The following is a 25,412-nucleotide window of genomic DNA, read 5'->3' as shown; positions in this document are numbered from 1 at the left end:
TTGGGAGAAATTTATTACAGCCTCTTAGCGGGAAACTCTGCCGATTGCACGCGCTAAAAATGAATCATTGTTGGTTTGACGAGGTCGTATTGATAATTACAACTGTTATTGAGCGGCCTTATGAGCAATTCTGGCCTATTCGAAATTGAAAACGAAAAAATGAAATCTCAAGAGATGCGATATCTAGCGAAATGCTTCGCTGTGTCGTGCTCGTTCTCAGGGGGAATGCCCATCGTGTCCGAGAATCGGCCTGCGCCGGTCTGCCTGTCTTCGGAACTGCTGCCTGCGAGGCCTGGGTCGCGGTGAGGCGTATCGCGCGTTCGCGACGAGGGCGCGCAGGAACGCGACGCGCCGCATTCCCGAGGGCGAAGAATCCGCCGCGTTGCTCACCCGACCTGCGGCGGCGGACTCGTAGGTGCGCTGTCGCTCCGTCCGGTCTCGGCCCGGATCAGATCAGATGGATCCGCCCGTAATCTCGACGCGCCCGTCGAGCCCGATAATGCGTCCGAGACCGCGAACGCGGTTCAACAGGCGGTCGCCGCTCAAGGCCTCCCAGGCATGGGGCAGCCGCAGCACCACGCGGCCGTCTTCGACGGCCAGCGGTGCCCGCCCGAGGGCACCGTCCATGCCGGCGGAGATCGGGAAGGCGACGCGGAGCAACGCGCCCAGCAGACGGGCCCGTTCGAACAGGCGCGGACCGGCCACACTCCGGAGCATCGGGTTCGCCTTTTCCGGGGCGAGCCCGGTATGCCGAAGGGAAACCGCCAGGGCGAGATAGGCCCGCCCCGGATGGTCGACACCGACGAACGCCGCGTTCTGGATCACCGCGATGCTCTGCTCGTCGCGATAATCGGGATGTGCCCGCCAGCCGACATCCGACAGCAGGCAGCCCGCATGGCGCAGACGGCGCTCGTCGGCGGTCTCGTGACCGTCGAGGGTCGCGACGAACTGGTCCGTCCAGGCGATCAACTCTTCCCCGTGGCGGGGCGAGCGCGCCCGGAGAACATTGAACTCCGACGCCGAGGCCAGAAGCGGGTCGAGCAGCCGGGTGTCGCGGTCGAGCTGCTCGAACAGCAGGCCCTCGCGGACCCCCGATGCCGAGATCGCCACCTCCCGCGGGCGTCCGACCCGGATGATCTCCTCCAACACGACGGCGCCGTAGGCGAGCAGCGGGCGCCGTGCTTCCGAGATCGCGTCGACGTCCTGCAGCAGCGCCACATCCGTCTGCTCGACGACCTGCAGGAAACTCAGCTCGTCGCTCGGCTCCACCGCGTAGCCATGCATCACGTGGACGGGGTAGCCGCGGGCCGCCTGGTGAAGCCGCGCGATCGCCCGCCAGGTGCCGCCGACCGCGTAGAAGGTCCGCCCGCGCAGGGTCTCGAGCTGCGGCGCGGCCTTGCGCATATACTCGCGGACGATCTTCGATGCTTTCTTGAGCGAGCCGCCGGACAGATCCTGGAGGGCTAGGCCGCCGAGGGGCATGGTCACCCCTTGACCGACCACGGTCCCGCGAACGTCCACGAGTTCGAGGGAGCCGCCGCCCATGTCGCCTACGACCCCGTTCGGCGCGTGGAAGCCCGAGACGACGCCGAGCGCCGACAATTCTGCCTCGCGCCGTCCGGAGAGCAGCTGGATCTCCTGGCCGCAGGCCGCCTCCGCGGCGCGCAGGAAATCCGGACCGTTCTCGGCGTCCCGGGCCGCCGCCGTGGCGAGCACGAACACTTGGCCCACGCGCATCGTCTCGCACAGCACCCGAAACCGCGCGAGGGCGGCGAGCGCCCGGGTCACCGCCTCCTCGTTCAGCCGACCGGTCGTCAGGACGTTGCGGCCCAGACCGCACAGCACTTTCTCGTTGTAGAGCGGCGTCGGTGCCCGCGTCAGGCCGTCATAGGCGACGAGCCGCACCGAATTGGAGCCGATATCGATGATTGCCACCGGCTGATGCGCGGCGCTGCCGATCGTCTCCGCATCATGCGCGAGGGTGAGGTTGGCACGAGGGCTGCCCAAGCGTCCGAGTCCTTCATGAGCCCGGTGCGCCTGCCGGCGCGCCGTGCGGGAGGTTTAGCCCAGTGTCGCTGCGCGGCGAAACTCAGCTGCGCTGCGCGCGCCGGCTCAGGGCGCGCGGGCTCGACTTCTTCGAGGCCTTGCCGCGTCCCGAGAGGCTGGGGTTGGTCATGAAGTACTTGTGGGCATTGAACGGCTCCTCGCCATCGGCCGGCTGGATCCGCTCGCAGCCGCCCGAAGCCAGCAGGCGCCAGCTCTGACGGTTGTCGAGCAGGTTGGCCAGCATGATCTGATCGAGCACCTGCTGATGCACCGTCGGATTGGTGATCGGCAGCAGCGCCTCCACGCGGCGGTCGAGGTTCCGGCTCATCAGGTCGGCGGAGGAGATGTAGACCGTGGCCTTCGGGTGCGGCAGCCCGACGCCGTTGCCGAAGGCGTAGATGCGTCCGTGCTCCAGGAAGCGCCCGACGATCGACTTCACCCGGATCGTCTCCGACAGGCCCGGGATGCCGGGCCGCAGGCAGCAGATGCCGCGGACCACGCAGTCGATCTGAACCCCGGCTTCCGAGGCGTCGTAGAGCGCGTCGATGATCTGGCTGTCGACCAGCGAGTTGCACTTGATCCAGATCGCCGCCGGGCGACCCGCCTTCGCGTGGGCGACCTCCGCGTCGATGTGCTCGAGGAGGCGATTCTTCAGCGTCAATGGCGAGACCGCCATCCGCTCCAGCTCCGCGGGCTCGGCGTAGCCGGTGATGAAGTTGAAGATGCGCGACACGTCCCGCGCGATGGCGGGGTCCGCCGTGAAGAAGGACAGGTCCGTGTAGACCCGTGCGGTGATCGGGTGGTAGTTGCCGGTGCCGACGTGGCAGTAGGTGACCAGCTTGTCGCCCTCCCGACGGACCACCAGCGACAGCTTGGCGTGGGTCTTCAGCTCCACGAAGCCGAAGACCACCTGCGCGCCGGCCTTCTCAAGGTTGCGCGCCCAGCGAATATTCGCTTCCTCGTCGAAGCGCGCCTTCAGTTCCACCAGCGCGGTGACGGACTTGCCCAGCTCCGCGGCTTCGGCGAGCGCCGCGACGATCGGCGAGTTGGACGAGGTCCGATAGAGCGTCTGCTTGATCGCGACCACGTTCGGGTCACGGGCGGCCTGCGCGAGGAACTGCACCACCGAATCGAAGGATTCGTAGGGGTGGTGGACGATGAAATCCTTCTGGCGGATCGCCGCGAAGACATCGCCGCCGCTCTCGCGGATGCGCTCCGGGAATCGGGGATTGTAGGGCTTGAACTTCAGGTCAGGCCGGTCGATCCCGACCACCTGGGACAGCTCGTTCAGGGCGAGCATGCCCTCCACGATGAAGATCGCGTCCGCGGCGATCTCCAGCTCGTCGGCGACGAAGCTGCGCAGATCCTCCGACATGCCCGCCTCGACCTCGAGCCGGATCACGACGCCCCGGCGCCGCTGCTTCAGGGCCGTCTCGAAATGCAGGACGAGGTCCTCCGCCTCCTCCTCGATCTCCAGATCGGAATCGCGGACGACGCGGAACGCGCCGCTGCCCTTGACGAGGTAGCCCGGGAAGAGCCGCCCGGTGAACATCCCGATCACCTGCTCGATCGTGATCAGCCGCGCCGCGGTCTCGCTGTCGCTCACCGGCAGGCGGACGAAGCGGTCGATGACGCCGGGCAGGCGGATGAGGGCGCGCAGCAGCCGGCCGTCCTTGGGACGCACCAGCATCAGCGCGATGGTGGTGCCGAGATTCGGGATGAACGGGAACGGGTGGGCCGGATCGATCGCGAGCGGCGTCAGGACCGGGAAGACGTGGTTGAGGAAATACTCCTCCAGCCACGCCGCCTGATCGGCCGAGAGGGCGGCGGGCTCGACGATGTCGATGTCGGCGGCGTGCAGCTCCGCGCGCAGTTCACGCCAGCGGGCCTGCTGGTCGGCGGCGAGGCGCGAGACCTCCACGCCGATCCGGGCCAGCTGCTCGGACGGCGACAGGCCGTCCTGCGACGGGACCGTGATCCCGGCCCGCACCTGATCGATCAGGCCGGCCACGCGGACCATGAAGAACTCGTCGAGGTTGTTGGCCGAGATCGACAGGAAGCGGAGGCGCTCCAGCAGCGGATGATTCGGGTTGGACGCCTCCTCCAGAACGCGCCGGTTGAACTGCAGCCAGGACAGCTCGCGGTTCACGAAGCGCTCCGGCGAGTGGCGGAGGGACCGCCCGGCCTCCAGCACCGGCTCGCGGGCCGCGCCGGCAACGGGCTCCGCCGGAGCCGCGGCTGCCGGCCACTCGTCACTGGCGTCGGCGGCGGCTGCCGGTGCGGCCCCGGCGGCGATCGAGTCGGTCTGCGTGCGCCGGGTCGCGGGCGCGCGCCGCGTCGTCGGATTGGCCGCCGCGCGCCGACGGGGCTCGGCTGCCTCGTCGGCGGCGTCGCGGTCCACGGGCTTCTGCGTCGATTCCATCCCCGATCCCTGTCTCTACGCGTCGCTCCTCGCGGCGGCGGAGCGTGTATCACCCTAGACCGGCGGCCTTCACGACAGTTTCGTGACGGCCGCCGCATTCCGCGTTCAGCCGGCCGGATCGGGCTCGTCGTCCAGTCCCATGCGCCGCAGGACGGCCAGCGCGAGCGGCCGGCTGATCCGGCGTCCGCGCCCGAGGGCGTCGCGGTCGAGCTCGGCGACGACGTCCCGGGCGCGGCCCAGCGACCGGTCGATGCGCAGGGCCAGCGAATCGATCACCCCGAGATCGACCACCAGCTGACGGTCCACGAACAGCTTGACCAGGACTGCCCGCAGCAGGGCGTCGTCCGGCGCCTCGATGGCGATGCGCGGCGCCAGCCGGAGCCGCGAGCGCAGGTCCGGCGTGGCGAGGCCGAGGGCGTCGATCCCGGTGCCGCTCGTCAGCAGGATCGGGCAGGCGCGCTCCCGCGCCCGGTTGAGCAGATGGAACAGCGCCGCCTCGTCGAGCCGTTCCGTCCGGTCGATATCCTCGATGACCAGAGCGCCGTTCGAGATGAGGTGCTGGATCGCGTCAGCCCCCAGCTCGGCGGCCGGGAGGGTCCAGGCATGGGCGCGCTCTGCCCAGATCGCCGCGAGATGGCTCTTGCCGCTGCCCGAGGGACCGGTGAGGACCAAGACACTGTCCGGCCAGTCCGGCCAAGCCTCGATCAGCGCGTAGGCGGCCTCGTTGGCGGGTCCCACGAGGAAATCCTCGCGCCCATAGCGTGGGTCGAGGGGCAGGTCGAAGGCCAATTGTCGGGGTGGTGCGTTCTCGCGCATGTGTCGCCCAGGATCACCCCCCGCCCGTGGAGGTCAAGGCCGCAGCGTCTTTGCCGTCGTGCTCGATCAAGATCGGCTGTCCAGCATGGTAGAGGCGGCTCTCCAGATAGCGGGCCAGGGCGAAGCGGACGAGCACGCCGATGGAGGCCGCGATCGGGACAGCGAGCAGCAGCCCGACGAAGCCGAACAGCGTGCCGAAGGCGAGCAGGGCGAACATCAGCCAGACCGGGTGAAGCCCGGTGGAATCGCCGACGAGCTTCGGCGAGATGACGTTGCCTTCGAGAAACTGCCCGACGAGGAACACGCCCACGGTCAGGCCGAGATACAGCCAGTCCCCGGATGGCCAGAACTGGACCAGGGCGACGCCGACGGAGAGCAGGAAGCCGGTGAGCGTGCCGACATAGGGAATGAAGGTGAGAAACCCCGCGATCAGGCCGATCAGCACGCCGAAGTTGAGGCCGACCAGCCAGAGGCCGATCGCGTAGAAGCTGCCCAGGATGAGGCAGACCAGGGTCTGGCCGCGCACATAGCCGGTGACGGCGCCGTCGATCTGGCGCGCGAGGTCGCGCACCGTCGCGCGGTGCCGGGGCGGCACCCAGCCGTCGATGGCCGCGACCATCCGGTCCCAATCCACCAGGATGTAGAACGCGACGACCGGCGTCACCACCAGAAGCGAGGCGATCGAAATCAGGGCCTGGCTGCCCGACCAGAGGGATTTCAGAAATGCCAGGAGCCACGTCCCCGCCTGGGTCGCCAGCGTTCCGACGGAGGATTGCAGCTCCGTGAGGACATTCGCGCCGCCGACGCGTTCCAGCAGTGACCCGGAGCGCTCCGCGATGATGGCCTGGAGCCGCGACACCATTCCGGGCAGCGCATTGACCAGGGCGACGACCTGATTGGCCGTGAGCGGGATCAGGATCAGCAGCGTCACCACGAGGACGACGACGAACAACGCCAGGATCAGCAGGCTCGCGGCCAGCCGGCCGAGGCCGAGGCGCTCCAACCGGTCGGCCAGGGGATCGAGGAGATAGGCCAGGGTGATGCCGGCCACGAAGGGCAGCATCACTTCCCGGAGGAGGTAGATGATCAATCCCAGAGCGACCACGGCGGCCAGCCCGATCACAGCCCGTGCGCGCACGTCGACGCTCCCCCAGACACCACGCCCGCGGGCAGAGTGGGTATGCGGCGCGTGCCGATCAAGGCGCCGCCGCAGCCGACTCGCGTGGCGCGCGCGAAGCCGCTAGAGCGGGGCCAGAATGGAACGAGGTGGCGCGGGCATGACGGCCAAGGACGGCAACGAGCCGAAGACGGGGCTCACCTACGCGGCGGCGGGCGTCGACATCGATGCCGGCAACGCCATGGTCGAGACGATCAAGCCGCTGGTGCGCTCGACCCGGCGCCCGGGCGCCGACGCCGAGATCGGGGGCTTCGGCGGCCTGTTCGACCTGAAGGCTGCGGGCTTCCGCGATCCGATCCTGGTGGCGGCCAATGACGGCGTCGGCACCAAGGTCAAGATCGCCATCGAGACCGGGCGCCACGACACGATCGGCATCGATCTCGTGGCGATGTGCGTGAACGACATCATCGTCCAGGGCGCCGAGCCGCTGTTCTTCCTCGACTACTACGCCACCGGCAAGCTGGTCCCGGGCGTCGGCGCCGACATCGTGCGCGGCATCGCCGAAGGCTGCCGGCAGGCGGGCTGCGCGCTGATCGGCGGCGAGACCGCCGAGATGCCGGGCCTCTACGACGGATCCGACTACGACCTCGCGGGCTTCTCGGTGGGAGCCGCCGAGCGCGGCACGCTTCTGCCGCGTCCGGGGATCCGGCCCGGCGACGTTGTGCTCGGCCTGCCCTCCTCCGGGGTGCATTCCAACGGCTTCTCGCTGGTCCGCCGGATCGTCGCGAAAAGCGGCCTCGGCTGGGACGCGCCGGCCCCGTTCGCCCCCGGGCGCAGCCTCGGCGAGGCGCTGCTGGAGCCGACCCGGATCTACGTGAAGCCCCTGCTGGCGGCGCTCGGCGCCACGGACGGGATCCGGGCGCTCGCTCACATCACGGGGGGCGGATTCCCGGACAACCTGCCCCGCGTCCTGCCGGACGATGTCGGCATCGCCATCGACCTCGACGCGGTCACCCCGCCGCCGGTCTTCGGCTGGCTCGCCCGCGAGGGCGGCGTCGCCGAGGCGGAGATGCTGCGCACCTTCAATTGCGGAATCGGCATGGTGGTGATCGCCGCCGCCGATGCGGTGGACGACGTCGACGAGGCCCTGACCCGGGCCGGCGAGACGCCCGTGCGCCTCGGCCGGATCACGGCGCGCGGCTCCGAGCCCGTGACCTTCAGCGGAAACCTCGCCCTCTGATGGCGACCGCCCGCAAGACCCGCGTCGCCATCCTCATCTCGGGGCGCGGCTCCAACATGGTCGCGCTGCTGGAGGCGGCGCAGGATCCCGCCTTCCCGGCTGAGATCGTGCTCGTCGTGTCGAACCGCCCGGAAGCCGCCGGCCTCGCCCGCGCGGCGGAGGCGGGCATCCCGACGCAGGCCATCGACCACAAGGCCTTCGCCGACCGCGCCGGCTTCGATGCCGCCCTCGACGCCGCCCTGCGAGGGGCCGAGGTCGACCTCGTGTGCCTCGCGGGCTTCATGCGGATCCTGACGACGGATTTCGTGGCGTCCTGGTCCGGCCGGATGCTCAACATCCACCCGTCGCTCCTGCCCCTGTTCAAGGGCACGCACACGCACCGGCAGGCGCTCGACGCCGGCGTGCGCCTGCACGGCTGCACCGTGCATTTCGTCGTGCCGGAACTGGATGCGGGTCCGATCGTCGCTCAGGCCGCGATCCCGGTCCGCCAGGACGACGATCCCGACAGCCTCGCCGACCGGGTGATCGTGCAGGAACGCCGTCTCTACCCGGCCGTGCTCGCCCTGGTGGCCGGCGGCCGCGCCCGCCTGGACGGCGACCACGTGGTGATCGCCGACGAGGCGCCCGACGGCGTTCTGTTCAGCCTTTAGCGGGCGGCCCATCGACCCTGCGAGCGGAGCCCGGCGATCCGGCATCGCCCGCTCGCCGACGTTCCGATGCGCTGGGCTGCTTCGCTGCGCTCTTAGAGGCGACGTCTACCGAAGCAGCCCTGTCTGCGTCCTCAGACGGGGCGCTGCAGCTTGCAGCTGTCCAGCGCCGAGAGGGCCTTCGCGCGGGCGGAATCGTTGAAGTAGCCCGTGGTCCGGTAGGCCTCGATCTCGGCGGCATCGAGACTGCGCAGGGTCTGCTTGGCGTAGCAGCCGCAGGGGCGCTCCAAGGACGCCTCGGGGGCGCTGGCCATGCGGGCCTGGACGATCGTGCAGGCGTGGCGCACGCGGCCTTCGAGATTGGCCTTGCTGGCGGTCTTGAGGGCCGGATCCGGCTCGTACTGCTGGAACGGGGCCGAGGATCCGCCCGCGAGGGCGGCGGTCGCGCCGAGGGCGAACAGGCCGGTCGCGATCAGCAGGGGCAGGCGGCGCATCGTCATGGTCGGGGTCGTCCGAGGGCTGAGGTTGGCTAAGCTCGGCTGTTGGACGCTTCCGGACTCCGTCCCGTCAAGGACGGCCCGGTCACACACGGCGGCATTCCCGATGCCGTCGGGTGCGGTGCGTGACGATGGCGGGTCGGTGTGCCCAACCCGCCACCGCCCGTCGCCTCAGGCGGCGATATCGGAATCCTTGAAGAACTGCGCGATCTCGATCTTGGCGTTCTCGGCGCTGTCGGAGCCGTGCACGGTGTTCTCGCCGACGGACTCGGCGAACTTCTTGCGGATCGTACCCTCCGCGGCCTGGGCCGGGTTGGTCGCGCCCATGACCTCACGGTACTTGGCCACCGCGTTCTCGCCCTCGAGAACCTGGACCACCACCGGGCCGGAGGTCATGAAGGTCACGAGTTCGCCGAAGAACGGGCGCTCCTTGTGCACCTCGTAGAACTTCTCGGCCTGCTCCTTGGTCATGCGGATGCGACGCTGGCCGACGATGCGGAGGCCCGCCTCCTCGATCACGGCGTTGACCGCGCCGGTCAGGTTCCGCCGCGTCGCGTCGGGCTTCAGGATCGAGAAGGTGCGCTCGGTGGCCATGGTGCGTCCGGTCTGTCTGTGGAAAAGGTTTGCGGCACGCCGGGAGGCCGGACGCGCCGCGGCAGCGAAAATTTCGCTTCGGCGCCGGGCTTATAGCGGGCGCCCCCCCGTGTCTCAAGCGGCGTCCCGGAACCGGCCGGTCCAAGCGCGGCCGTGGCTCTGCCGCAACACGGCCGAAAAATCGCCCGATTGCGACGGCCTAGTCGCGCACCAACCGACTTCGTCCACCCCTCGGGCGTCCGCGACGCCCCAATCCCGGAGACGAACCATGCGACTCGCTCTCAGCGCCAGCCTGCTTCTCGCCGGCCTCACCGCCGCCGCCGCCGACACCGCGAAGGATCCGTCCGGCACCTGGCTCACCGGCGACGGCCGCGCCAAGATCCGGATCGATCGCTGCGGGCCCGGTCAGAAGCTCGTCTGCGGCAAGGTCGTCTGGCTCAAGACGCCGACCTTCGACAACGGCGCTCCCCGCACCGATCTCAAGAATCCCGACCCGAAGAAGCGCGCGCGGCCGGTGATCGGCCTGCAGCTCATCGAAGGCCTCAAGCCGGACGACGAGAAATACACCGGCGAACTCTACAACATCGAAGAAGGCAAGATCTATACTGTCAGCCTGGAGCGCGAGAGCGAGGCCGAACTCAACGTCTCGGGCTGCATGCTCAAGATCCTGTGCGGATCCCAGACCTGGACCCGCGTGCCGGACGTGAACCAGCAGGCGGCGAACAAGAACTGAGCGCCTGTCAGATCGCTGCGAGGCCGCGCTGCACCGCCGGCCTCGCCAGGATGCTCTCGAGCCATCGCGCCACGTTCGGCAGGGTGTTGATGTCGACGCCCTGCTTAAAGTTCAGCTTCGCCCAGGTGAAGGTCGCGATGTCGGCGATGGAATAGTCGTCGGCCAGGAAAGCGCGGCCCTCGAGGCGTCGTTCCAGCACGCCGTACAGACGCTTCGCCTCTGCGGTGAACCGGTCGATCGCGTAGGGCAGCTTCTCGGGCGCGTAGATCTTGAAGTGGTGCGTCTGCCCGAGCATCGGCCCGAAGCCCGCCACCTGCCAGAACAGCCACTCGTCGACGAGGACGCGGGCGCGCTCGTCGGCTGGATAGAACTGCCCGGTTTTCCGGCCGAGATACTGCAGGATCGCGCCTGATTCGAAGACCGAGATCGGCTGTCCACCGGGACCCTCCGGATCGACAATGGCTGGGATCTTGTTGTTGGGTGAGATCGCCAGGAAATCGGGAGCGAACTGCTCGTTCTTGGCGATGTCTACGGGAACGATGCGGTAGGGGAGCCCGCACTCCTCCAGCATGATCGGGATCTTCCAGCCGTTCGGCGTACTCCAGGTATGGACGTCGATCGGCCGCCCGGACACCGCTGCCATGCTCTGTCTGCTCCTGGACCCAATCGTCGGCGGTGCGATGGTCCTCCGCCTTTTCCGGACAACCCCGACAGTGAAGACGATTTCCCGGCCACGCTCAAGGGCATCCCGAGAGCGGGCGTGAGGATTCGACACGGCGTGGCGGCAGCTGTTGGCGGCTGCGGCGCCGGGCTTGCCGTCTCCCGGGGCGAGCGGCGAGACTGCGTCTCGGGCGTCGCAACGACGCCCGAGGGGGAATATCCGATGATCGATCGTCTCGTCAGGATCGCGATCCTGTCCGTGCCGCTGCTCGCCGCCCAGCCTGTCCTCGCCAAGGAGCCGGCCGCCAAGGAGTCGACAGCCAAGGCGCCGCCGGCCTCCGAGGCGCCCTCGGCGGCGCCGGCCTCGCCCGCAGCGAAGCAGCCGAGCGCCGGCCAGTCCGCCGCCCGCGACCGGCAGAAGACCTGCGGCGCCGAGTGGCGCGCCCTGACCGACGCTCAGAAGGCCGCGCAGGGGCCGAAATGGCCGCAGTACTGGAGCAAGTGCAACAAGCGGCTGAAGGGCGGCGATAAAGCCTGAGCCGGTCGCGAACCGCAGCGCTTCTCGATTGTTCAGACATCCGCGGCGGGGCGGCGGGAAAGGCGAGGACATGATGGACCTTCATCCGTCCCCACGGGCGGCGGACGGCGCATCGCGCCGGGTCCGGCATGGCTGAGGCCCCGGTCGCGCCCGCCGCGGATCCGTCGGCCGGGTCGCTTCTCGACCGCGCGGTGGCGTTCCTCGATGCCTGGGTGCCCAAGCCGGCGGCCTGGGCCTTTGCCCTGCGCATCTGGATCGCCATGATGCTGGCGCTGGCGATGGCCTTCTGGCTCCAGCTCGACAGCGCCTCGTCCGCCGCCACCTGCGTGGCGATCCTCGCCCAGCCCAAGCGCGGGCAGGCCATTTCCAAGGCGGTCTACCGCCTTCTCGGCACGCTCATCGGGGCCGCGGTGTCGATCGTCTTCATGGCCCTGTTCGGGCAGGACCGGGTGCTGCTGCTCCTCGGCTTCACCGTCTGGCTCGGCCTCTGCGTTTTCGTCGCCCAGTACCTGCAGGACACACGGGCCTACGGCGCCATGCTGTCCGGCTACACCGTGGCGATCGTCGCGCTGGGCCAGATCGACGACCCGCAGGGCACCTTCGACGCCGCCGTGTCCCGCGTCGCCGTGATCGTTCTCGGCATCGTCGTGATCACCTTCATCAACGACGCACTCGCCTCCCCGAGCACGTGGCGGGCGCTGCTGCCCCAACTCCGCAAGGGCTGGGACGACACGCGGAGCTATGCCCGGGAGACGCTGGAATCCGGCGATCTCGGCGCGACGCGGACCGCCGCGCTGATCCGCACCATCGCGCCGATGCGGGCCGATGCCAGCGCCATCGCGGGCGAACTCGACGACGGCCGTTTCCGTGCGGCCGGCGCGCGCAGCTGCATCGCCGCCTTGTACGCGATGGCGGCCGCGATCCGCAGCGTGGCGGCTGCGGCCGCGTGCCTGCGCCATCCGAGCCCGGCGGTCGCGGAGGCGATGGCGATCTGCCGAAGGGTGGCCGACGCGCCCGATCCCGATGCCCTCGATCGCGACGACGAGCGCCTGCGCGACCTGGTCGATTCCGCGATCCGGGACGGGAACCGGCCCCTCGACGAGGTGGTGGTTCTCCAGCGCGCCCTCGACTTCGTCTGTGCGGCGACCTTCGCGCAGGACGGCATCCGCGCGGTGGCGGACGGCCACGAGCCCCTGCGCGACGCCCGGCTGCCGACCCATCGCGACTTCCCGGTCGCCCTCCGCGGCGCCCTGCGGGTCGCCCTGAGCTTCGCCGTGACGGCCGCCGCCTTCGTGGCGCTCGGCCTGCCGCAAGCCTCCTTCGCGCTGGTCCAAGTGGCCGCCACCGCGGCCCTGTCCTCCGTGACGCCGGATCCGAAGAAATTCGCCAACGGGGTCGTCATCGGGATGACGCTCGCGGCGACCCTTGCGGGCATCGCCCGCTTCGCGCTCCTGAACGGTGTCCAGGGGTTCCCGATGCTGGCGATCGTCATGGCGCCGGTGATTTTCCTCGGCTGCTTCCTGTCGCTGAACCCGAAGACCTTCGGCATCGGCTTCATCCTGATCGTGTTCTTTCCAGTCCTGCTCGGCCCCTCGAATCCGCAGACCTACGACGCCCTGACCTTCCTGCTGAACGCGTTCCTCGTGGTCGCGGCGGCCGTGATCCTGTCGATCGTCGTCCGCCTGGTCCTGCCGGTCACGCCCGCGCAGCAGCGGGGCTTCGCCCTCGATTCGGCCCGGCGGGCGCTCGCCGACGCGCTAATCGGCCAGGGAGGCGATGCCACCACCCGCACCAGCCTGAATGCCGACCGGCTGTTCCAGTTCGCCGGCTACAGCTCGGGGAGCGGCGCCGTGCGGCGGGCGAACCTGCATCACGCCTTTGCCCTCGCCCGTCTGGAGGCCGCCGCCGCCCGGGCCCACGCGGAGCTGCGCCGCCTCTGGTCCATCGAGGCCCTGCGTGGCGCGATCCCGCGGGCACGGGACGCGTTGGCTTCGGGCGACGATCGCGGGCTCGAGACCGCGGCGCGTGACCTGATCCGGGCCGCCGCCGGCCAGGGCCGGGCCGTGCGGCTCACCACCGCCCGCGCGGCCAGCGATCTCGTCACCGCATCACGGACCATCACCCGCCACCGGCGATTCCTCCATCGCCTCGACATCGCGCTCTTCTGACGGGCGACTTCTTCCGGGGTTACCATGCACGAGGACATCCATGTCGGCGGGGTGCTGGTCACGGCCTTCGTCGCCTATGCCCTGGCGGCGTTCGTGATCCTGATCATCCTGCGCTTCGCCTTCGCGCGCCTCCGCTTCAGCCGCTACGTCGCCAACGCCCCGCTCGCCGAGGCCGGCCTCTACGTCTGTGTTCTCGCCCTCCTGATAGCGTTCATCTGATGCCCGACACGACCGCCGACGAGGACGATCCGAAGCCCGCCGCCCGCGACGATGCGCCGGGGCGGCGCGATCCGTTGCCCGCGATCCCGCGCCGGGGCCGAGCCGCCAAGATCTTCCGGCTGGCGGCCACCGGCGTGATCCTGCTCGCCGCGATCCTGGCGGCGGCCTTCGTCTGGGAATTCTACGTGGCGGCGCCCTGGACGCGCGACGGCACGGTCCGGGTGCAGGTCGCCAACATCGCGCCGCAGGTTGCCGGGCAAATCGTCGAGGTCCGCGTCCAGGACAACCAGACCGTGCGCAAGGGCGACGTTCTCTACGTCATCGACCCGATCGACTTCGAGGTCGCGGTCGCGTCGGCGGATGCCGAGGTCAAGAACCGCGAGGCCGACCTGCAGGTGAAGAACGCCCAGTCGGCCCGGCGGCAGGCGCTCTCGACGGTGTCGACCTCCGTCGAAGAGAAGCAGCAATTTGCCGGCGCGGCCAAGATCGCCGAGGCGGCGCTGGAGAGCGCCCAGGCGCAATTGCGGCAGGCCAAGGTCAACCTGGAGCGCACCCGGGTGACATCCACCGTCAACGGGCGGGTGACGAACCTGCTGATGCGCGTCGGCGACTATGCCCGGACTGGCACCGCGAACATCAACGTGGTCGACACCGATTCCTTCTGGATCGACGGCTATTTCGAAGAGACCAAGATGTCCAACATCCGGGTCGGCGACACCGCCGACGTGAAGCTGATGGGCTTCGATCCGCATCTCACCGGGACGGTTCACAGCATCACGCTGGGCATCTCCACGGCCAATGCCGCGGCGAGCACGCAGGGGCTGCCGGACGTCAACCCGGTCTATACCTGGGTGCGCCTCGCCCAGCGGGTCCCGGTCCGCATCCGCATCGACCATGTTCCGCCGGGCGTCCCGCTCATCGCCGGCATGACCGCGACCGTGTTCGTCAACGGCGGCCGCGGCCCGGCGCCCAACTGGTTCATGGACCTGCGCGACCGGGTCTCCGCCCTGACGACGCCGGCAGCCGGACCCACCGCGGCGGCCGATCAGAGGTGAATCGCCGCGCCGCTGCGATCCCGATGGCCGGTGATGCGGTTTCCCGGAGACACCACCGCGTGGGAGACTCCGATGAACCGATGGCTTGGACTCGCCTGCCTCCTGCTGACCGCAGGGCCCGCCGCGGCCGCGCCCCTGAAAGCGGCGGTGTTCGACTTCCAGTTCTCGAACCTGTCCCCGGTGCCGACCGATGCAGCGGACGCCGCGCGCCTCGAGCGGGTGAGCGCCGAACTGCGCGCTCTGCTGGAGAGAAAGGGCCTGTACATCGTGATCTCGACCGATCCGGTCCGGGCGGCGGTCGCCAAGAGTGCGGACCTGCGGCGCTGCAACGGCTGTGCGGATGACTTCGCCCGCGAACTCGGCGCCGACGTCGCCATCACCGGCGAGGTGCAGAAGGTCTCGAACCTAATCCTCAACCTGAACGTCTACGTGAAGCCCCTCACCGGCGACGCGCCCGAGCGGGCCTACAGCGTCGACCTGCGCGGTAACACAGACGAGTCCTTCGACCGCGGTATTCGCTTTCTCGTCGAGAACACTATGGGTGCCGGCAAGTAACGCGCCCCCCAGCCGATATTTCGCAGCGCCGAAGGATCGATCCAAGTGATTGATGGGCTTGGCGCTGCACTGCGATCCCCCGGCGATGTCGTGCGAGGTGCCGCTGTGCCGGCAAAATGGCTATTGACGGCTCGGCAAGACGGGCGCAGTCTCCACCTGTGCTTGGCGAAAGCCGGCACCGACCGGACGGAAACCTTGACGGTGTCAGGTTTCGTAAGACGTCCGGTTGCCGGAAGCTGGAGGAGACAGGGATGACTCCACCGCAGCGGAAAGCCGCCTAGACGGTTCAGGGACAGGTTCGGCCCGGAACTCAGCGGCAGCACACGGACAGCCGGACGGACGCGGCTCCAGGGGCGCAGAAGCGGCCAATTATGGCGCGCCTTCGAACACGCAAAATGCCCCACTTTGAGCCGTTCCGCCGCGGTTTCCCCAAGACAGAAGCTGTTGGTCCATTGCCTGCCCGGCCTCGCCGTGGCGGGATTTCGTCGTCGCCCCGAGGGCGGCCGGCTCACCGCCTGTCTGCGCGGAGCTGAGCCCACCGGTGGTCTCGTCCGCCGGTCAGGCCGGAACCGCGTAGCTGAGCCCGGAAGGCAGGCCTGCCGTCACGACGCGATCTTGCACCGACGGTGGTTCGAGCGCCCGGGCGCGCCGTCCGCGCTCCGGGTCAATCGGCCTGCGATGTCGCCGCGCCGATGGCTCGGCCCACACGCGATATCCCAGAGCTGGCCTACTTCGCGCCGCTCGGGCCATCGGGTGTCAATCGATCCCGAGCTTCGCCTTGAGCAACGCGTTCACCGCCGCGGGATTTGCCTTGCCGCCCGTGGCCTTCATGGTCTGGCCGACGAACCAGCCCAGCAGAGTCGGCTTCTCCTTGGCCTGGGCGACCTTGTCGGGATTGGCCGCGATGATCTGATCCACCGCCGCCTCGATGGCGCCCGTGTCGGTCACCTGCTTCATGCCGCGGCTCTCGACGATGGCGCGCGGGTCGCCGCCCTCGGTCCAGACGATCTCGAACAGGTCCTTGGCGATCTTGCCGGAGATCACGCCCTCGCCAATCAGGTCGATGATCGCGCCGAGCTGGTCCGCCGAGACCGGCGTCGATTCGATGGATAGGCCCTCCTTGTTGAGGCGCCCGAACAGCTCGTTGATCACCCAATTGGCCGCGGCCTTGCCGTCCCGGCCCTTGGCCACCGCCTCGTAGTAGTCGGCGGAGGCACGCTCGGCGACCAGCACGCCGGCGTCGTAGGGCGAGAGGCCGAATGCGGAGACGAACCGCGCTTTCTTGGCATCCGGCAGCTCGGGCAGCCCCTCGGCCAGGGCGTCGACATAGGCCTGGTCGAATTCGAGCGGCAGCAGGTCCGGATCGGGGAAGTAGCGATAATCGTGCGCCTCTTCCTTGGAGCGCATCGAGCGCGTCTCGCCCTTGGTCGGGTCGAACAGGCGCGTCTCCTGGTCGATCTTTCCACCGTCCTCGAGGATGGCGATCTGGCGCCGCGCCTCGGTCTCGATCGCCTGCCCGATGAAGCGGATCGAGTTGACGTTCTTGATCTCGCAGCGCGTGCCCAGCGGCTCGCCGGGGCGGCGCACCGAGACGTTCACGTCGGCGCGGAGCGATCCCTTCTCCATGTCGCCGTCGCAGGTGCCGAGGTAGCGCAGGATCGTGCGCAGCTTGGTCACGTAGGCCTTCGCCTCCTCGGAGGAGCGCAGGTCGGGCCGGGAGACGATCTCCATCAGCGCCACGCCCGAGCGGTTGAGGTCCACGAAGCTCCGGGTCGGGTCCTGATCGTGCAGCGACTTGCCGGCATCCTGCTCGAGGTGCAGGCGCTCGATGCCCACGGTGATCGACGCACCGTCAGGCAGATCCACGAGAACCTCCCCCTCGCCGACGATCGGGTCCTTGTACTGCGAGATCTGATAGCCCTGGGGCAGATCCGGGTAGAAGTAGTTCTTCCTGTCGAACACCGACCGCAGGTTGATCTTGGCCTTCAGGCCGAGGCCGGTGCGCACCGCCTGGGCCACGCATTCCGCGTTGATCACCGGCAGCATCCCGGGCATCGCGGCATCGACCAGGGAGACGTGGTCGTTGGGTTCCCCGCCGAACTCCGTCGAGGCGCCGGAGAACAGCTTCGCCCGGCTGGACACCTGGGCGTGGATCTCCATGCCGACGATCACCTCCCAATCGTGGAGGCCGCCCTTGATCAGCTTCTTGGGGTCGACGGGTGCGTTCATGGTCGTCCGGGCCGAGAAAAGGAGCTTGGCGTGATCCCCCCACCCACGCCCTCATCCTGAGGTGCTGCGCAGCAGCCGCGAAGGAGGGCTCCAGGGATCGCGCGGCCGGCTGGAGGCCTCCGTCGAGGCCCGCTCACGCGGGCACCTCGGGACGAGGGCGCGGGTGGGCGTGGATGTCGTCCGGTCACTTACGGGCGGCGTCGCGAAAAGATCAAGCGCGGCGTCTGACCGCCTGCCGGGCGCCGTAGCCGAGGATGGCCCAGAGGAGAGCCGCGACGGCGCGCACCGGGAAAAAGGTCGGGCCGTCGCGGGTGATCGGCGCCGGCCAGGGGATGCCGGCGGCGCTGACCGCGTAGGAGAACAGCACCGAGAATCCGAGCGCCGCGATCGCCGCGATGAAGACCTTGCCGAACTGGCTGGCGGTCCAGCCGAGATAGACCGCCACCACGATCAGCGCCGGATCGAACCCGGCCCAGATCCAGATCGTCCAGGGGTAATAGGGGACGGTCATGACCACCACGGCTCGGGCAGGACGGTGCGGCCCGCCGCTTCCTCGATCACCTGCGCGACCGCGAACAGCGTCTCCTCGTCGAAGGGCCGGCCGATGAGCTGGAGGCCGAGGGGCAGGCCCTGGCCATCGAGCCCCGCCGGCACGGCGATGCCCGGGAGGCCCGCCATGTTCACCGTCACGGTGAACACGTCGTTGAGGTACATCTCCACCGGGTCGGCCGAGGCCTTCTCGCCGATGCCGAAGGCGGCCGACGGCGTCGCCGGCGTGAGGATCGCGTCGACTCCGGCGGCATAGGCCGCCTCGAAGTCACGCTTGATCAGCGTGCGGATCTTCTGCGCGCGGACGTAATAGGCGTCGTAGTAGCCGGCCGAGAGCACGTAGGTGCCGATCATGATCCGGCGCTTTACCTCGCGGCCGAAGCCGGCGGCCCGGGTGTTCTCGTACATCCCGGCGATGTCCTTGCCGGGCACGCGCAGGCCGTAGCGGACGCCGTCGTAGCGCGCCAGATTCGAGGAGGCTTCCGCCGGGGCCACGATGTAGTAGGCCGGCAGCGCGTAGGCGGTGTGCGGCAGCGAGATCTCCCGGATCGTCGCACCGGCGGCCTTGAGCCACGCCGCGCCCTCGTCCCAGAGCTTCTGGATCTCGGCGGGCATGCCGTCGACCCGGTACTCCTTCGGAATGCCGATGGTGAGGCCCTTCACGCCGCGCGACACGGCGGCTTCGAAATCGGGCACCGCCAAGTCGGTGCAGGTCGTATCCCGGGGATCGGGGCCCGCCATAGAGCCGAGGAGGATGGCGCAGTCGCGCACCGTCCGGGCGATCGGGCCCGCCTGGTCGAGGGAGGAGGCGAAGGCCACCGTACCCCAGCGCGAGCACCGCCCGTAGGTCGGCTTGATCCCCACCGTGCCGGTGAAGGCGGCGGGCTGCCGGATGGAGCCGCCGGTATCGGTCGCCGTGGCGCCGAGGCAGAGCCGCGCGGCGACCGCCGCGGCGGACCCGCCCGAGGAGCCGCCGGGCACGATCTGCGTGTCCGATCCCTTGCGCCGCCAGGGCGAGACCACGTTGCCGTAGGCGCTGGTCTCGTTGGACGAGCCCATGGCGAATTCGTCGAGATTGAGCTTCCCGAGCATCACGGCGCCGTCGCGCCACAGATTGGCCGACACGGCCGATTCGTAATGCGGCTCGAAGGTTTCGAGGATCTTGGAGCCCGCCGTGGTCGTCACGCCGTGCGTGCAGAACAGGTCCTTGATGCCGAGGGGGATGCCCTCGAGGGGGCGGGCCTCGCCCGATGCGATCTTCCGGTCGGAAGCCTCGGCCATCGCCAGGGCGCGGTCCGGGGTCTCCCGGATATACGCGTTCAGGACGCGGGCCTTGGCCATGGCGTCGAGATGCGCCTGGGTCAGCTCGCGGGCCGAGATCCGCTTCGCCTTCAGGGCATCGCGCGCTTCGGCCAGGGTGAGTTCGTTCGGATCCACGCTGTTCACGTCCCCGCGCGCGCTGTCGCGCGCCTGCCCGCCAGAAATCCGGTCCGCAAGGTCCGGGCCGTCCTCGGCCTACTCGACCACCTTCGGGACCAGGAAGTAATTGTCCTCGGTCTCGGGCGCGTTGGCGACGACGTCGGCGGCGCGGCCGCCCTCGGTGACGACGTCCTCACGCTTCTTCATCGCCATCGGCGTCACCGAGGTCATCGGCTCGACGCCCGTGACGTCGACCGTGCCGAGTTGCTCGACAAAGGCCAGGATGGCGTTCAGCTCGCCCTGCAGCGGCCCGACTTCGTCGTCGGTGACCGCGATCCGCGCCAGATGCGCGATGCGCCGAACCGTCTTCTCGTCGACCGACATGCCGTCCCGTTCGTCCCTGCCCGGGAGCACTCTCCCGAAGTCGGTCGGGCTATAGCATCGGCGCTCGACGCGCTGCAACGCGGGTCGAAGCGGGCGGAAGGCCGACGTGCCGGAGCAGACGAAGGCCGGCCCTGGCGACGCCACCGGGACCGAACCCGCAGGCCGACACTCGTGTGGGGCCGATCAGGTCACGACGTGGTGGGGCGTCACCGACATCTCGATGGTGATTCCCGGTTGCCGGACCGGCTGGATCATGGCTTGGGTGAAGCCCGCGACCAGGATCTCGAAGGCGAGGAGCAGCATCCAGCGGTGCTTGCGCGGCATCGCCCGCCGATATCCGGACGGTGCGGAACAGGAGAGCTGGCCGTTCGTCGACAAGGCGGGCCCCTACAGTGTGGTTTAACGGAACATTAACCTACCTAGACGCGAACGGCTCCGCGCGCACCGGGGGCGATCTGCGCAGGAGCTGAAGCCTGTGGACGGTGGAGCGGGATCGATGTGGGAGCAGGTTTTCGCGGATCTCGCGCCGGGCTTCGTGCCGGACGATGGGGCTCTCGACCGTGCGGCGGTGGATCTCGGCTTTCCGCTGCCGGCCTCCTATCGCGCCTTCTGCCGAACCTGCGGCGTCGGCCTCGCGGGGGGACAGTTCCGCATCGCCGTGCCGGCGCCGTTCGCGGCCTGCGATCTGGTGACCCAGGCGGGGCTCATCGCCCACAGTGTCGGTGCCGCCGTCGCCATGTTGGAAGAGGGCGCGGAGCCGCACCGCTTCGATGTCGAGGGCGGCGAAGCGAGCGTCGTCGAGCGCGCCTGCTTCTTCGGCGCGGGCGAGGATGGCAGCTTCCTGTTCTGGGACGTCTCCGGGACGGACGGCGAGTACGACGTCTGGCTGCTCGCGCCCGATCTGGAGACGGTGCGGTTCGGCGGCGAGAGCCTCGACGATTTCTTCACCCGTGTCGCTGCGCCGTCCGCGGCGCTGGTTCTGGGGCCGGGCGCGGAGCCCCTCCCCGCCCGGTTCGAGGGTATTGCCGAGGCCACCCTGGCGCGCACCGAACAGGCGGAGTCATGAACTTCGACGCGATCCGCGCCTTCGCGGCCGAGTCCCGCGGCGGCGCCCGGTTGATCGGCATCGATCTCGGCACTAAGACGATCGGGCTCGCCCTGTCGGATCTCGGCCGCCAGATCGCGACACCCCTGGAGACGATCCGCCGGGTGAAGTTCACCCCCGACGCGCAGCGGCTCGCGACCCTCTGCCGGCAGCACGCGGTCGGCGGCCTGGTGGTCGGGCTGCCGCTCAACATGGATGGCAGCGAGGGGCCGCGGGTGCAGTCGACCCGCGCCTTCATGCGCAACCTCGCGCCGATCCTCCCCCTGCCTCACGTCTTCTTCGACGAGCGTCTCTCGACCGCCGTGGTCACGCGCGCGCTGATCGAGGCCGACGCCTCCCGGGCGCGGCGCGGCGAACTCGTCGACAAGCTCGCCGCCGCCTACATCCTGCAGGGCTGCCTCGACGTCATGCGCAATCTCGCCGACGCCGATGCCGACACCGAGGACAATTTCCTCAGCGACTGACCAGGGAAACCGTGCCGCTGCCGTGGCGCTCGATCCGTCCGTCGAGTTCCAGTTCCAGCAGCACGCTTTGCACGGTCCGGGCGCCGACTCCGGCGCTCCGGGCCAGCTCGTCGGTGCCCACCGGGCTCGGGCCGAGCAGGGCGACGATCCGCGCCCGGTCATCCGCGGGCTGGGGCGGCTCGTCTTCGCAGACGGGGCGGCCGGCAGTCTCGCGGTCGGGCCACAGCGGGATCGGATCGCAATCCGCGCCGGTCGCGTCGAGCTCGATCTCGTCCCAGAAATCCGGCTGCTCGGCGAGGTCCGGCCGACCGCGCGCCGGCGCCGCCTCCGCGTCCGGGCCGCGCTCGATGATCGGGCCCAGCACCTCGACGACGTGGGCGACCTCGGAGACGAGGGTGGCGCCCTGGCGGATCAGGTCGTTGGTGCCCTCGGCGCGCGGGTCCAGCGGCGAGCCCGGGACCGCGAAGACCTCCCGGTTCTGCTCCAGGGCGTAGCGCGCCGTGATCAGCGAGCCGGAGCGGCGGGCGGCCTCGACCACGACGGTCCCGTAGGACAGGCCGGAGATGATCCGGTTGCGCCGCGGGAAGTCGCGTCCGCGGGGCTCCCAGCCCATGGGCATCTCGGCCAGGACGGCGCCGCCCTCCCTCAGGATGGCCTCGACCAGGGCCGCGTGGCTCGCCGGGTAGATCCGATCCTGGCCGCCCGCCATCACGGCGATGGTTCCTGTCGGAAGGCTGGCCCTGTGCGCCCGGGCGTCGATCCCGCGGGCGAGGCCCGAGACCACCGTGAGGCCGGCCTCCCCGAGGCCGCGGGCCAGCCGCTCCGTGAAGGCGAGCCCTGCCGTCGAGGCGTTGCGCGAACCGACGAGCGCAACGGCCGGGCGGTTCAGGATGCCGGCGCCGCGCAGGGCCAGGAGCGGCGGCGCCGCGTCGACCTGCGCGAGGAGCCGGGGATAGTCCGCCTCGCCCGTGGCGATCAGGCGGCCGTCGAGGCGGGCGAGCGCCGCGATCTCGGCCTCGGCTTCGCTGCGCGTCGGAGGCGTGATCCGCCGACCCTGGCGGCCTGCGAGATCCGGAAGGGCGTCCAGGGCGGCCGCCGCGCCGCCGAACCGGTTCACCAGCCTCCGGAAGGTGCGCGGCCCGACGCCCTCGGTCCGGATCAGCCGCAGCCAGTCGAGCCGCTGCGCGTCGGTGAGCTGCATGCACTTCCCCAAGGTCCGCGCGTGGCGCGCGTGCGCTCAGCCTTTCTGGCCGATGCGCCCCTCGGTGCCGTTTGCGAGCCGGCGGATGTTGGGCGCGTGCTTCCACCATAGCAGCACGGCCAAGATGAGGAACAGCAAAGCTTGGGTCGGCGCGCCGAGAGCCCACAGGGCCAAGGGTGTCGCCGCGGATGCCGCAAGTGCCGCCAGCGACGAATACTTGAGCACGAAGGCGAGCCCGAGCCAGATCGCTGCAAAGAGACCGAGCGCCGCGGCATTGAAGGCCAGGAGCACGCCGATGAAGGTCGCGACACCCTTGCCGCCTTTGAATCCGAGCCAGATGGGGAACAGGTGCCCCAGAAACGCACCGAGCCCCGCGGCGAGCGCCGCACCCTCGCCCAGGTTCTTGGCGAGCAGGACGGCGACAGTTCCCTTGAGGGCGTCACCCAGCAGGGTCGCCGCGGCAAGGCCCTTGCGGCCGGTCCGCAGCACGTTGGTGGCGCCGATATTGCCCGAGCCGATGGCCCGCACGTCGCCGAGGCCGGCGAATTTGGTCAGGATCAGCCCGAACGGAATCGAGCCCAGGGCGTAGCCGAGGGCGAGGCCGCCGAGGGCGGCCGGGGTCGCGAGATCGGGAAGCATCATGCGGCGGCCGCGAGATCGTCGACCGCGTGGACGATCCGACCGCCGACCAGCGTCAGCACCGCCGCGCCCTGGAGGCGCGCCTCGTCGAACGGAGAATTCTTGGAGCGCGACTTCAGCCGGCGCTTGTCGAGGACGTAGGGCAGATCGGGATCGATCAGGACCAAGTCGGCGGGGGCACCGACCGCCAGCCGGCCGGCCTCGCGGCCGAGGACCCGCGCCGGGTTCACGGTGAGCGCGGCGATAAGCTTGGGCAGCGCCAGGTCGCCGGTATGGACGAGGCGCATCGCTGCGCCGAGCAGGGTCTCGATGCCCAGTGCCCCATCCGCCGCCTCGGCGAAGGGCAGGCGCTTAGTCTCGACGTCCTGCGGGTTGTGATCCGACACGACGACGTCGATCACACCCTCGTCCAGGGCACGCACCACCGCCTGCCGGTCGGTCTCGTGGCGCAGGGGCGGCGAGAGCCGGCAGAAGGTGCGGTAATGGCCGATGTCGTTCTCGTTGAGGACGAGGTTGTTCACCGAGACGCCGCAGGTCACCGGCAGGCCGTCCTGCTTCGCCCGCCGGACGATCTCGACCGAATCGGCGCAGGAGATCATTGCCGCGTGGTAGCGGGCGCCGGTGAGCCGTACGAGGCGGATGTCCCGCTCCAGCATCACGGTCTCCGCCTCGCGGGGGATCCCCATCAGCCCGAGGCGCGAGGCGAGCTCGCCCTCGTTCATCACGCCCTCGGCGACGAGAGAGGCTTCCTCCACGTGCTGCACGATCAGGGCGTCGAAATCCCGGGCATAGGTCAGGGCGCGACGCAGCACCTGGGCGTTCGCCACGGCCCGCAGCCCGTCCGTGAAGGCGACCGCGCCGGCCTCCTTGAGCAGGCCGAACTCGGTCATCTCCCGGCCGGCAAGCCCCTTGGTGATGGCGGCCGCCGGCAGGACGTTGACGCTCGCCGTGTCGCGGGCGCGGCGGAGCACGAAATCGACGATGGCCGGCTCGTCGATCACCGGGTTGGTGTCGGGCATGCAGACGAGCGTCGTGACGCCGCCCGCGGCCGCCGCGGCGCTCGCCGAGGCCAGGGTCTCGCGGTGCTCGGCCCCCGGCTCGCCCACGAAGGCGCGCATGTCGATCAGCCCGGGGGTCAGCACGCGGCCCGCGCAATCGACGCGCTTCGCGTCGGCCGGGGCACCCGGCGCCGCGCCGGCGGCGATGTCGGCGATGCGGCCGTCCCGTACCAGCACCGCGCCGGCGGTCTCGCGGCCGGTTTCGGGATCGAGGAGGTTGGCGTTCGCCAGAAGATAGCTGCTCACAGGGGCGCCCTCGCGGAAGAGGCCGGGCCGTCGAGGCGCATGGCGAGGCCGGCCGCCGCCATGTGCGCCTTCGCCTCGGCGACGCTCGCCTGCCCGAAATGGAAGATGGAGGCCGCCAGCACGGCGCTGGCGCCGCCCTCGGCCACGCCGGCCACGAGGTCGTCGAGGCCGCCGACGCCGCCCGAGGCGATCACCGGCACGGTGACGGCGTCGCTGATCGCCCGCGTCAGCGCGAGGTCGTAGCCGGAGCGGGTGCCGTCCTTGTCCATGGAGGTCACGAGCAGCTCGCCGGCGCCCTTCTCGGCCACCAGCCGCGCGAAGGCCACGGCGTCGATCCCCGTCGGGTCGCGGCCGCCATGGGTAAAGATCTCCCAGGCGGCCGGCGCGCCGGGCGGCGAGACGCGCTTGGCGTCGATCGCGACGACGATGCACTGCGCGCCGAACTTCTCGGCGGCCCGGGCCACGAGGTCGGGATCCTTCACGGCCGCGGTGTTGATCGCGACCTTGTCGGCGCCGGCCAGCAGCAGGGCGCGGACGTCCTCGACGGTGCGCACGCCGCCGCCCACGGTGAGCGGCATGAAGCAGGCCTCGGCGGTGCGGCTGACGATGTCGAGCAGCGTGCCGCGGGCCTCTCGGCTCGCCGTGATGTCGAGGAAGCACAGCTCGTCGGCGCCGGCCGCGTCGTAGACCTTGGCGGCCTCGACGGGATCGCCGGCGTCGCGCAGGCCCTCGAAGCGCACGCCCTTCACGACGCGCCCGTCCTTCACGTCGAGGCAGGGGATGATGCGGGTCTTCAGCACGGGCGCCGTCT

Annotated in this window: 26 protein-coding genes; 10 read left to right on the top strand and 16 right to left on the bottom strand. The window is 69.9% G+C overall.

The window, feature by feature from the left end; all coding sequences use genetic code 11:
• Positions 1 to 453 precede the first annotated feature (453 nt).
• The 4 genes from ppx to P9K36_RS03825 all read right to left on the bottom strand — a co-directional run bounded on the left by ppx (position 454) and on the right by P9K36_RS03825 (position 6,422).
• A complete protein-coding gene (gene ppx, locus P9K36_RS03840; protein WP_043755598.1) occupies positions 454 to 2,007 on the bottom strand; it encodes an exopolyphosphatase in 1,554 nt (517 codons plus the stop codon).
• 82 nt (positions 2,008 to 2,089) lie between these two features.
• Positions 2,090 to 4,468: an RNA degradosome polyphosphate kinase gene (locus P9K36_RS03835; protein ID WP_043383697.1), complete on the bottom strand. Its 2,379-nt coding sequence runs from the start codon at positions 4,466 to 4,468 to the stop codon at positions 2,090 to 2,092.
• A gap of 105 nt (positions 4,469 to 4,573) precedes the next feature.
• Positions 4,574 to 5,284, bottom strand: a complete 711-nt coding sequence (locus tag P9K36_RS03830; protein WP_043350885.1) for a hypothetical protein — start codon at positions 5,282 to 5,284, stop codon at positions 4,574 to 4,576.
• A gap of 13 nt (positions 5,285 to 5,297) precedes the next feature.
• Positions 5,298 to 6,422: an AI-2E family transporter gene (locus P9K36_RS03825; RefSeq protein ID WP_043383693.1), complete on the bottom strand. Its 1,125-nt coding sequence runs from the start codon at positions 6,420 to 6,422 to the stop codon at positions 5,298 to 5,300.
• Between the two features lie 139 nt (positions 6,423 to 6,561).
• Here P9K36_RS03825 and purM point away from each other — a divergent pair, with 139 nt between their 5' ends.
• Positions 6,562 to 7,641, top strand: a complete 1,080-nt coding sequence (gene purM, locus P9K36_RS03820; protein WP_278306576.1) for a phosphoribosylformylglycinamidine cyclo-ligase — start codon at positions 6,562 to 6,564, stop codon at positions 7,639 to 7,641.
• The gene (gene purN, locus P9K36_RS03815) at positions 7,641 to 8,291 is read left to right on the top strand and encodes a phosphoribosylglycinamide formyltransferase (protein WP_278306575.1); all 651 of its coding nucleotides are present in this window, start codon (positions 7,641 to 7,643) and stop codon (positions 8,289 to 8,291) included. Before purM ends, purN begins: the two co-directional genes overlap by 1 nt.
• Positions 8,292 to 8,422: 131 nt before the next feature.
• Here the strand turns inward: purN and P9K36_RS03810 are convergent, their stop codons facing one another.
• Entirely contained in the window at positions 8,423 to 8,788 is a 366-nt protein-coding gene (locus P9K36_RS03810; RefSeq protein ID WP_278306574.1) for a hypothetical protein, read from the bottom strand.
• 168 nt (positions 8,789 to 8,956) lie between these two features.
• The gene (ndk, locus tag P9K36_RS03805; RefSeq protein WP_043073092.1) at positions 8,957 to 9,379 is read right to left on the bottom strand and encodes a nucleoside-diphosphate kinase; all 423 of its coding nucleotides are present in this window, start codon (positions 9,377 to 9,379) and stop codon (positions 8,957 to 8,959) included.
• Between the two features lie 268 nt (positions 9,380 to 9,647).
• Between ndk and P9K36_RS03800 the strand changes: the two genes are divergently transcribed.
• The gene (locus P9K36_RS03800) at positions 9,648 to 10,112 is read left to right on the top strand and encodes a DUF2147 domain-containing protein (protein ID WP_043347075.1); all 465 of its coding nucleotides are present in this window, start codon (positions 9,648 to 9,650) and stop codon (positions 10,110 to 10,112) included.
• 7 nt (positions 10,113 to 10,119) lie between these two features.
• On the opposite strand, the gene P9K36_RS03795 is transcribed toward P9K36_RS03800, so the two are convergent.
• Positions 10,120 to 10,755: a glutathione S-transferase N-terminal domain-containing protein gene (locus P9K36_RS03795; protein WP_043347074.1), complete on the bottom strand. Its 636-nt coding sequence runs from the start codon at positions 10,753 to 10,755 to the stop codon at positions 10,120 to 10,122.
• Between the two features lie 240 nt (positions 10,756 to 10,995).
• On the opposite strand from P9K36_RS03795, the gene P9K36_RS03790 reads away from it, so the two are divergent.
• The 5 genes from P9K36_RS03790 to P9K36_RS03770 all read left to right on the top strand — a co-directional run bounded on the left by P9K36_RS03790 (position 10,996) and on the right by P9K36_RS03770 (position 15,307).
• On the top strand, positions 10,996 to 11,310 hold the full coding sequence (locus tag P9K36_RS03790) for a hypothetical protein (RefSeq protein ID WP_043347072.1): 315 nt from the start codon (positions 10,996 to 10,998) through the stop codon (positions 11,308 to 11,310).
• A 128-nt stretch (positions 11,311 to 11,438) separates the two neighbouring features.
• On the top strand, positions 11,439 to 13,478 hold the full coding sequence (locus tag P9K36_RS03785) for an FUSC family protein (RefSeq protein WP_278306573.1): 2,040 nt from the start codon (positions 11,439 to 11,441) through the stop codon (positions 13,476 to 13,478).
• Between the two features lie 24 nt (positions 13,479 to 13,502).
• Entirely contained in the window at positions 13,503 to 13,697 is a 195-nt protein-coding gene (locus P9K36_RS03780) for a DUF1656 domain-containing protein (RefSeq protein ID WP_043347071.1), read from the top strand.
• Positions 13,697 to 14,752, top strand: a complete 1,056-nt coding sequence (locus P9K36_RS03775; RefSeq protein WP_043755589.1) for an HlyD family secretion protein — start codon at positions 13,697 to 13,699, stop codon at positions 14,750 to 14,752. Before P9K36_RS03780 ends, P9K36_RS03775 begins: the two co-directional genes overlap by 1 nt.
• A 72-nt stretch (positions 14,753 to 14,824) precedes the next feature.
• On the top strand, positions 14,825 to 15,307 hold the full coding sequence (locus tag P9K36_RS03770; RefSeq protein WP_278306572.1) for a DUF3280 domain-containing protein: 483 nt from the start codon (positions 14,825 to 14,827) through the stop codon (positions 15,305 to 15,307).
• A gap of 756 nt (positions 15,308 to 16,063) precedes the next feature.
• Here the strand turns inward: P9K36_RS03770 and gatB are convergent.
• The 5 genes from gatB to P9K36_RS03745 form a co-directional block, all read right to left on the bottom strand.
• Complete coding sequence (gene gatB, locus P9K36_RS03765) at positions 16,064 to 17,536, bottom strand: Asp-tRNA(Asn)/Glu-tRNA(Gln) amidotransferase subunit GatB (RefSeq protein ID WP_182592006.1); 1,473 nt, start codon at positions 17,534 to 17,536, stop codon at positions 16,064 to 16,066.
• Between the two features lie 211 nt (positions 17,537 to 17,747).
• Positions 17,748 to 18,047, bottom strand: coding sequence for a hypothetical protein (locus P9K36_RS03760; protein ID WP_043354732.1), 300 nt, complete (start codon positions 18,045 to 18,047; stop codon positions 17,748 to 17,750).
• Positions 18,044 to 19,522, bottom strand: coding sequence for an Asp-tRNA(Asn)/Glu-tRNA(Gln) amidotransferase subunit GatA (gatA, locus tag P9K36_RS03755; protein ID WP_179698181.1), 1,479 nt, complete (start codon positions 19,520 to 19,522; stop codon positions 18,044 to 18,046). The genes P9K36_RS03760 and gatA overlap by 4 nt, the downstream gene beginning before the upstream one ends.
• 78 nt (positions 19,523 to 19,600) lie before the next feature.
• Positions 19,601 to 19,888, bottom strand: coding sequence for an Asp-tRNA(Asn)/Glu-tRNA(Gln) amidotransferase subunit GatC (gene gatC / locus P9K36_RS03750; protein WP_043355468.1), 288 nt, complete (start codon positions 19,886 to 19,888; stop codon positions 19,601 to 19,603).
• Between the two features lie 183 nt (positions 19,889 to 20,071).
• Positions 20,072 to 20,212: a hypothetical protein gene (locus tag P9K36_RS03745; RefSeq protein ID WP_164706408.1), complete on the bottom strand. Its 141-nt coding sequence runs from the start codon at positions 20,210 to 20,212 to the stop codon at positions 20,072 to 20,074.
• Between the two features lie 172 nt (positions 20,213 to 20,384).
• Here P9K36_RS03745 and P9K36_RS03740 point away from each other — a divergent pair, with 172 nt between their 5' ends.
• Positions 20,385 to 20,954 carry an SMI1/KNR4 family protein gene (locus P9K36_RS03740; protein ID WP_043755582.1) on the top strand — a complete coding sequence of 190 codons (570 nt, stop codon included), beginning with the start codon at positions 20,385 to 20,387 and terminating at the stop codon, positions 20,952 to 20,954.
• Positions 20,951 to 21,457 carry a Holliday junction resolvase RuvX gene (gene ruvX / locus P9K36_RS03735; RefSeq protein ID WP_043755581.1) on the top strand — a complete coding sequence of 169 codons (507 nt, stop codon included), beginning with the start codon at positions 20,951 to 20,953 and terminating at the stop codon, positions 21,455 to 21,457. The genes P9K36_RS03740 and ruvX overlap by 4 nt, the downstream gene beginning before the upstream one ends.
• Here the strand turns inward: ruvX and dprA are convergent.
• Genes dprA through hisF form a run of 4 tightly spaced genes read right to left on the bottom strand, consistent with a single transcriptional unit; the run spans position 21,447 to position 25,401 of the window.
• Complete coding sequence (gene dprA / locus P9K36_RS03730) at positions 21,447 to 22,658, bottom strand: DNA-processing protein DprA (protein WP_043755580.1); 1,212 nt, start codon at positions 22,656 to 22,658, stop codon at positions 21,447 to 21,449. The genes ruvX and dprA overlap by 11 nt on opposite strands.
• Before the next feature lie 36 nt (positions 22,659 to 22,694).
• Entirely contained in the window at positions 22,695 to 23,297 is a 603-nt protein-coding gene (gene plsY, locus P9K36_RS03725; RefSeq protein ID WP_043760737.1) for a glycerol-3-phosphate 1-O-acyltransferase PlsY, read from the bottom strand.
• A complete protein-coding gene (locus P9K36_RS03720; RefSeq protein WP_043755578.1) occupies positions 23,297 to 24,601 on the bottom strand; it encodes a dihydroorotase in 1,305 nt (434 codons plus the stop codon). Before P9K36_RS03720 ends, plsY begins: the two co-directional genes overlap by 1 nt.
• Complete coding sequence (hisF, locus tag P9K36_RS03715; protein ID WP_012317478.1) at positions 24,598 to 25,401, bottom strand: imidazole glycerol phosphate synthase subunit HisF; 804 nt, start codon at positions 25,399 to 25,401, stop codon at positions 24,598 to 24,600. The genes P9K36_RS03720 and hisF overlap by 4 nt, the downstream gene beginning before the upstream one ends.
• Positions 25,402 to 25,412 lie beyond the last annotated feature (11 nt).

The sequence above is a fragment of the Methylobacterium sp. 391_Methyba4 genome (assembly GCF_029691625.1).
GTDB classification, from domain to species: domain Bacteria; phylum Pseudomonadota; class Alphaproteobacteria; order Rhizobiales; family Beijerinckiaceae; genus Methylobacterium; species Methylobacterium fujisawaense.
This window is presented reverse-complemented; position numbering and strand designations above follow the sequence as displayed.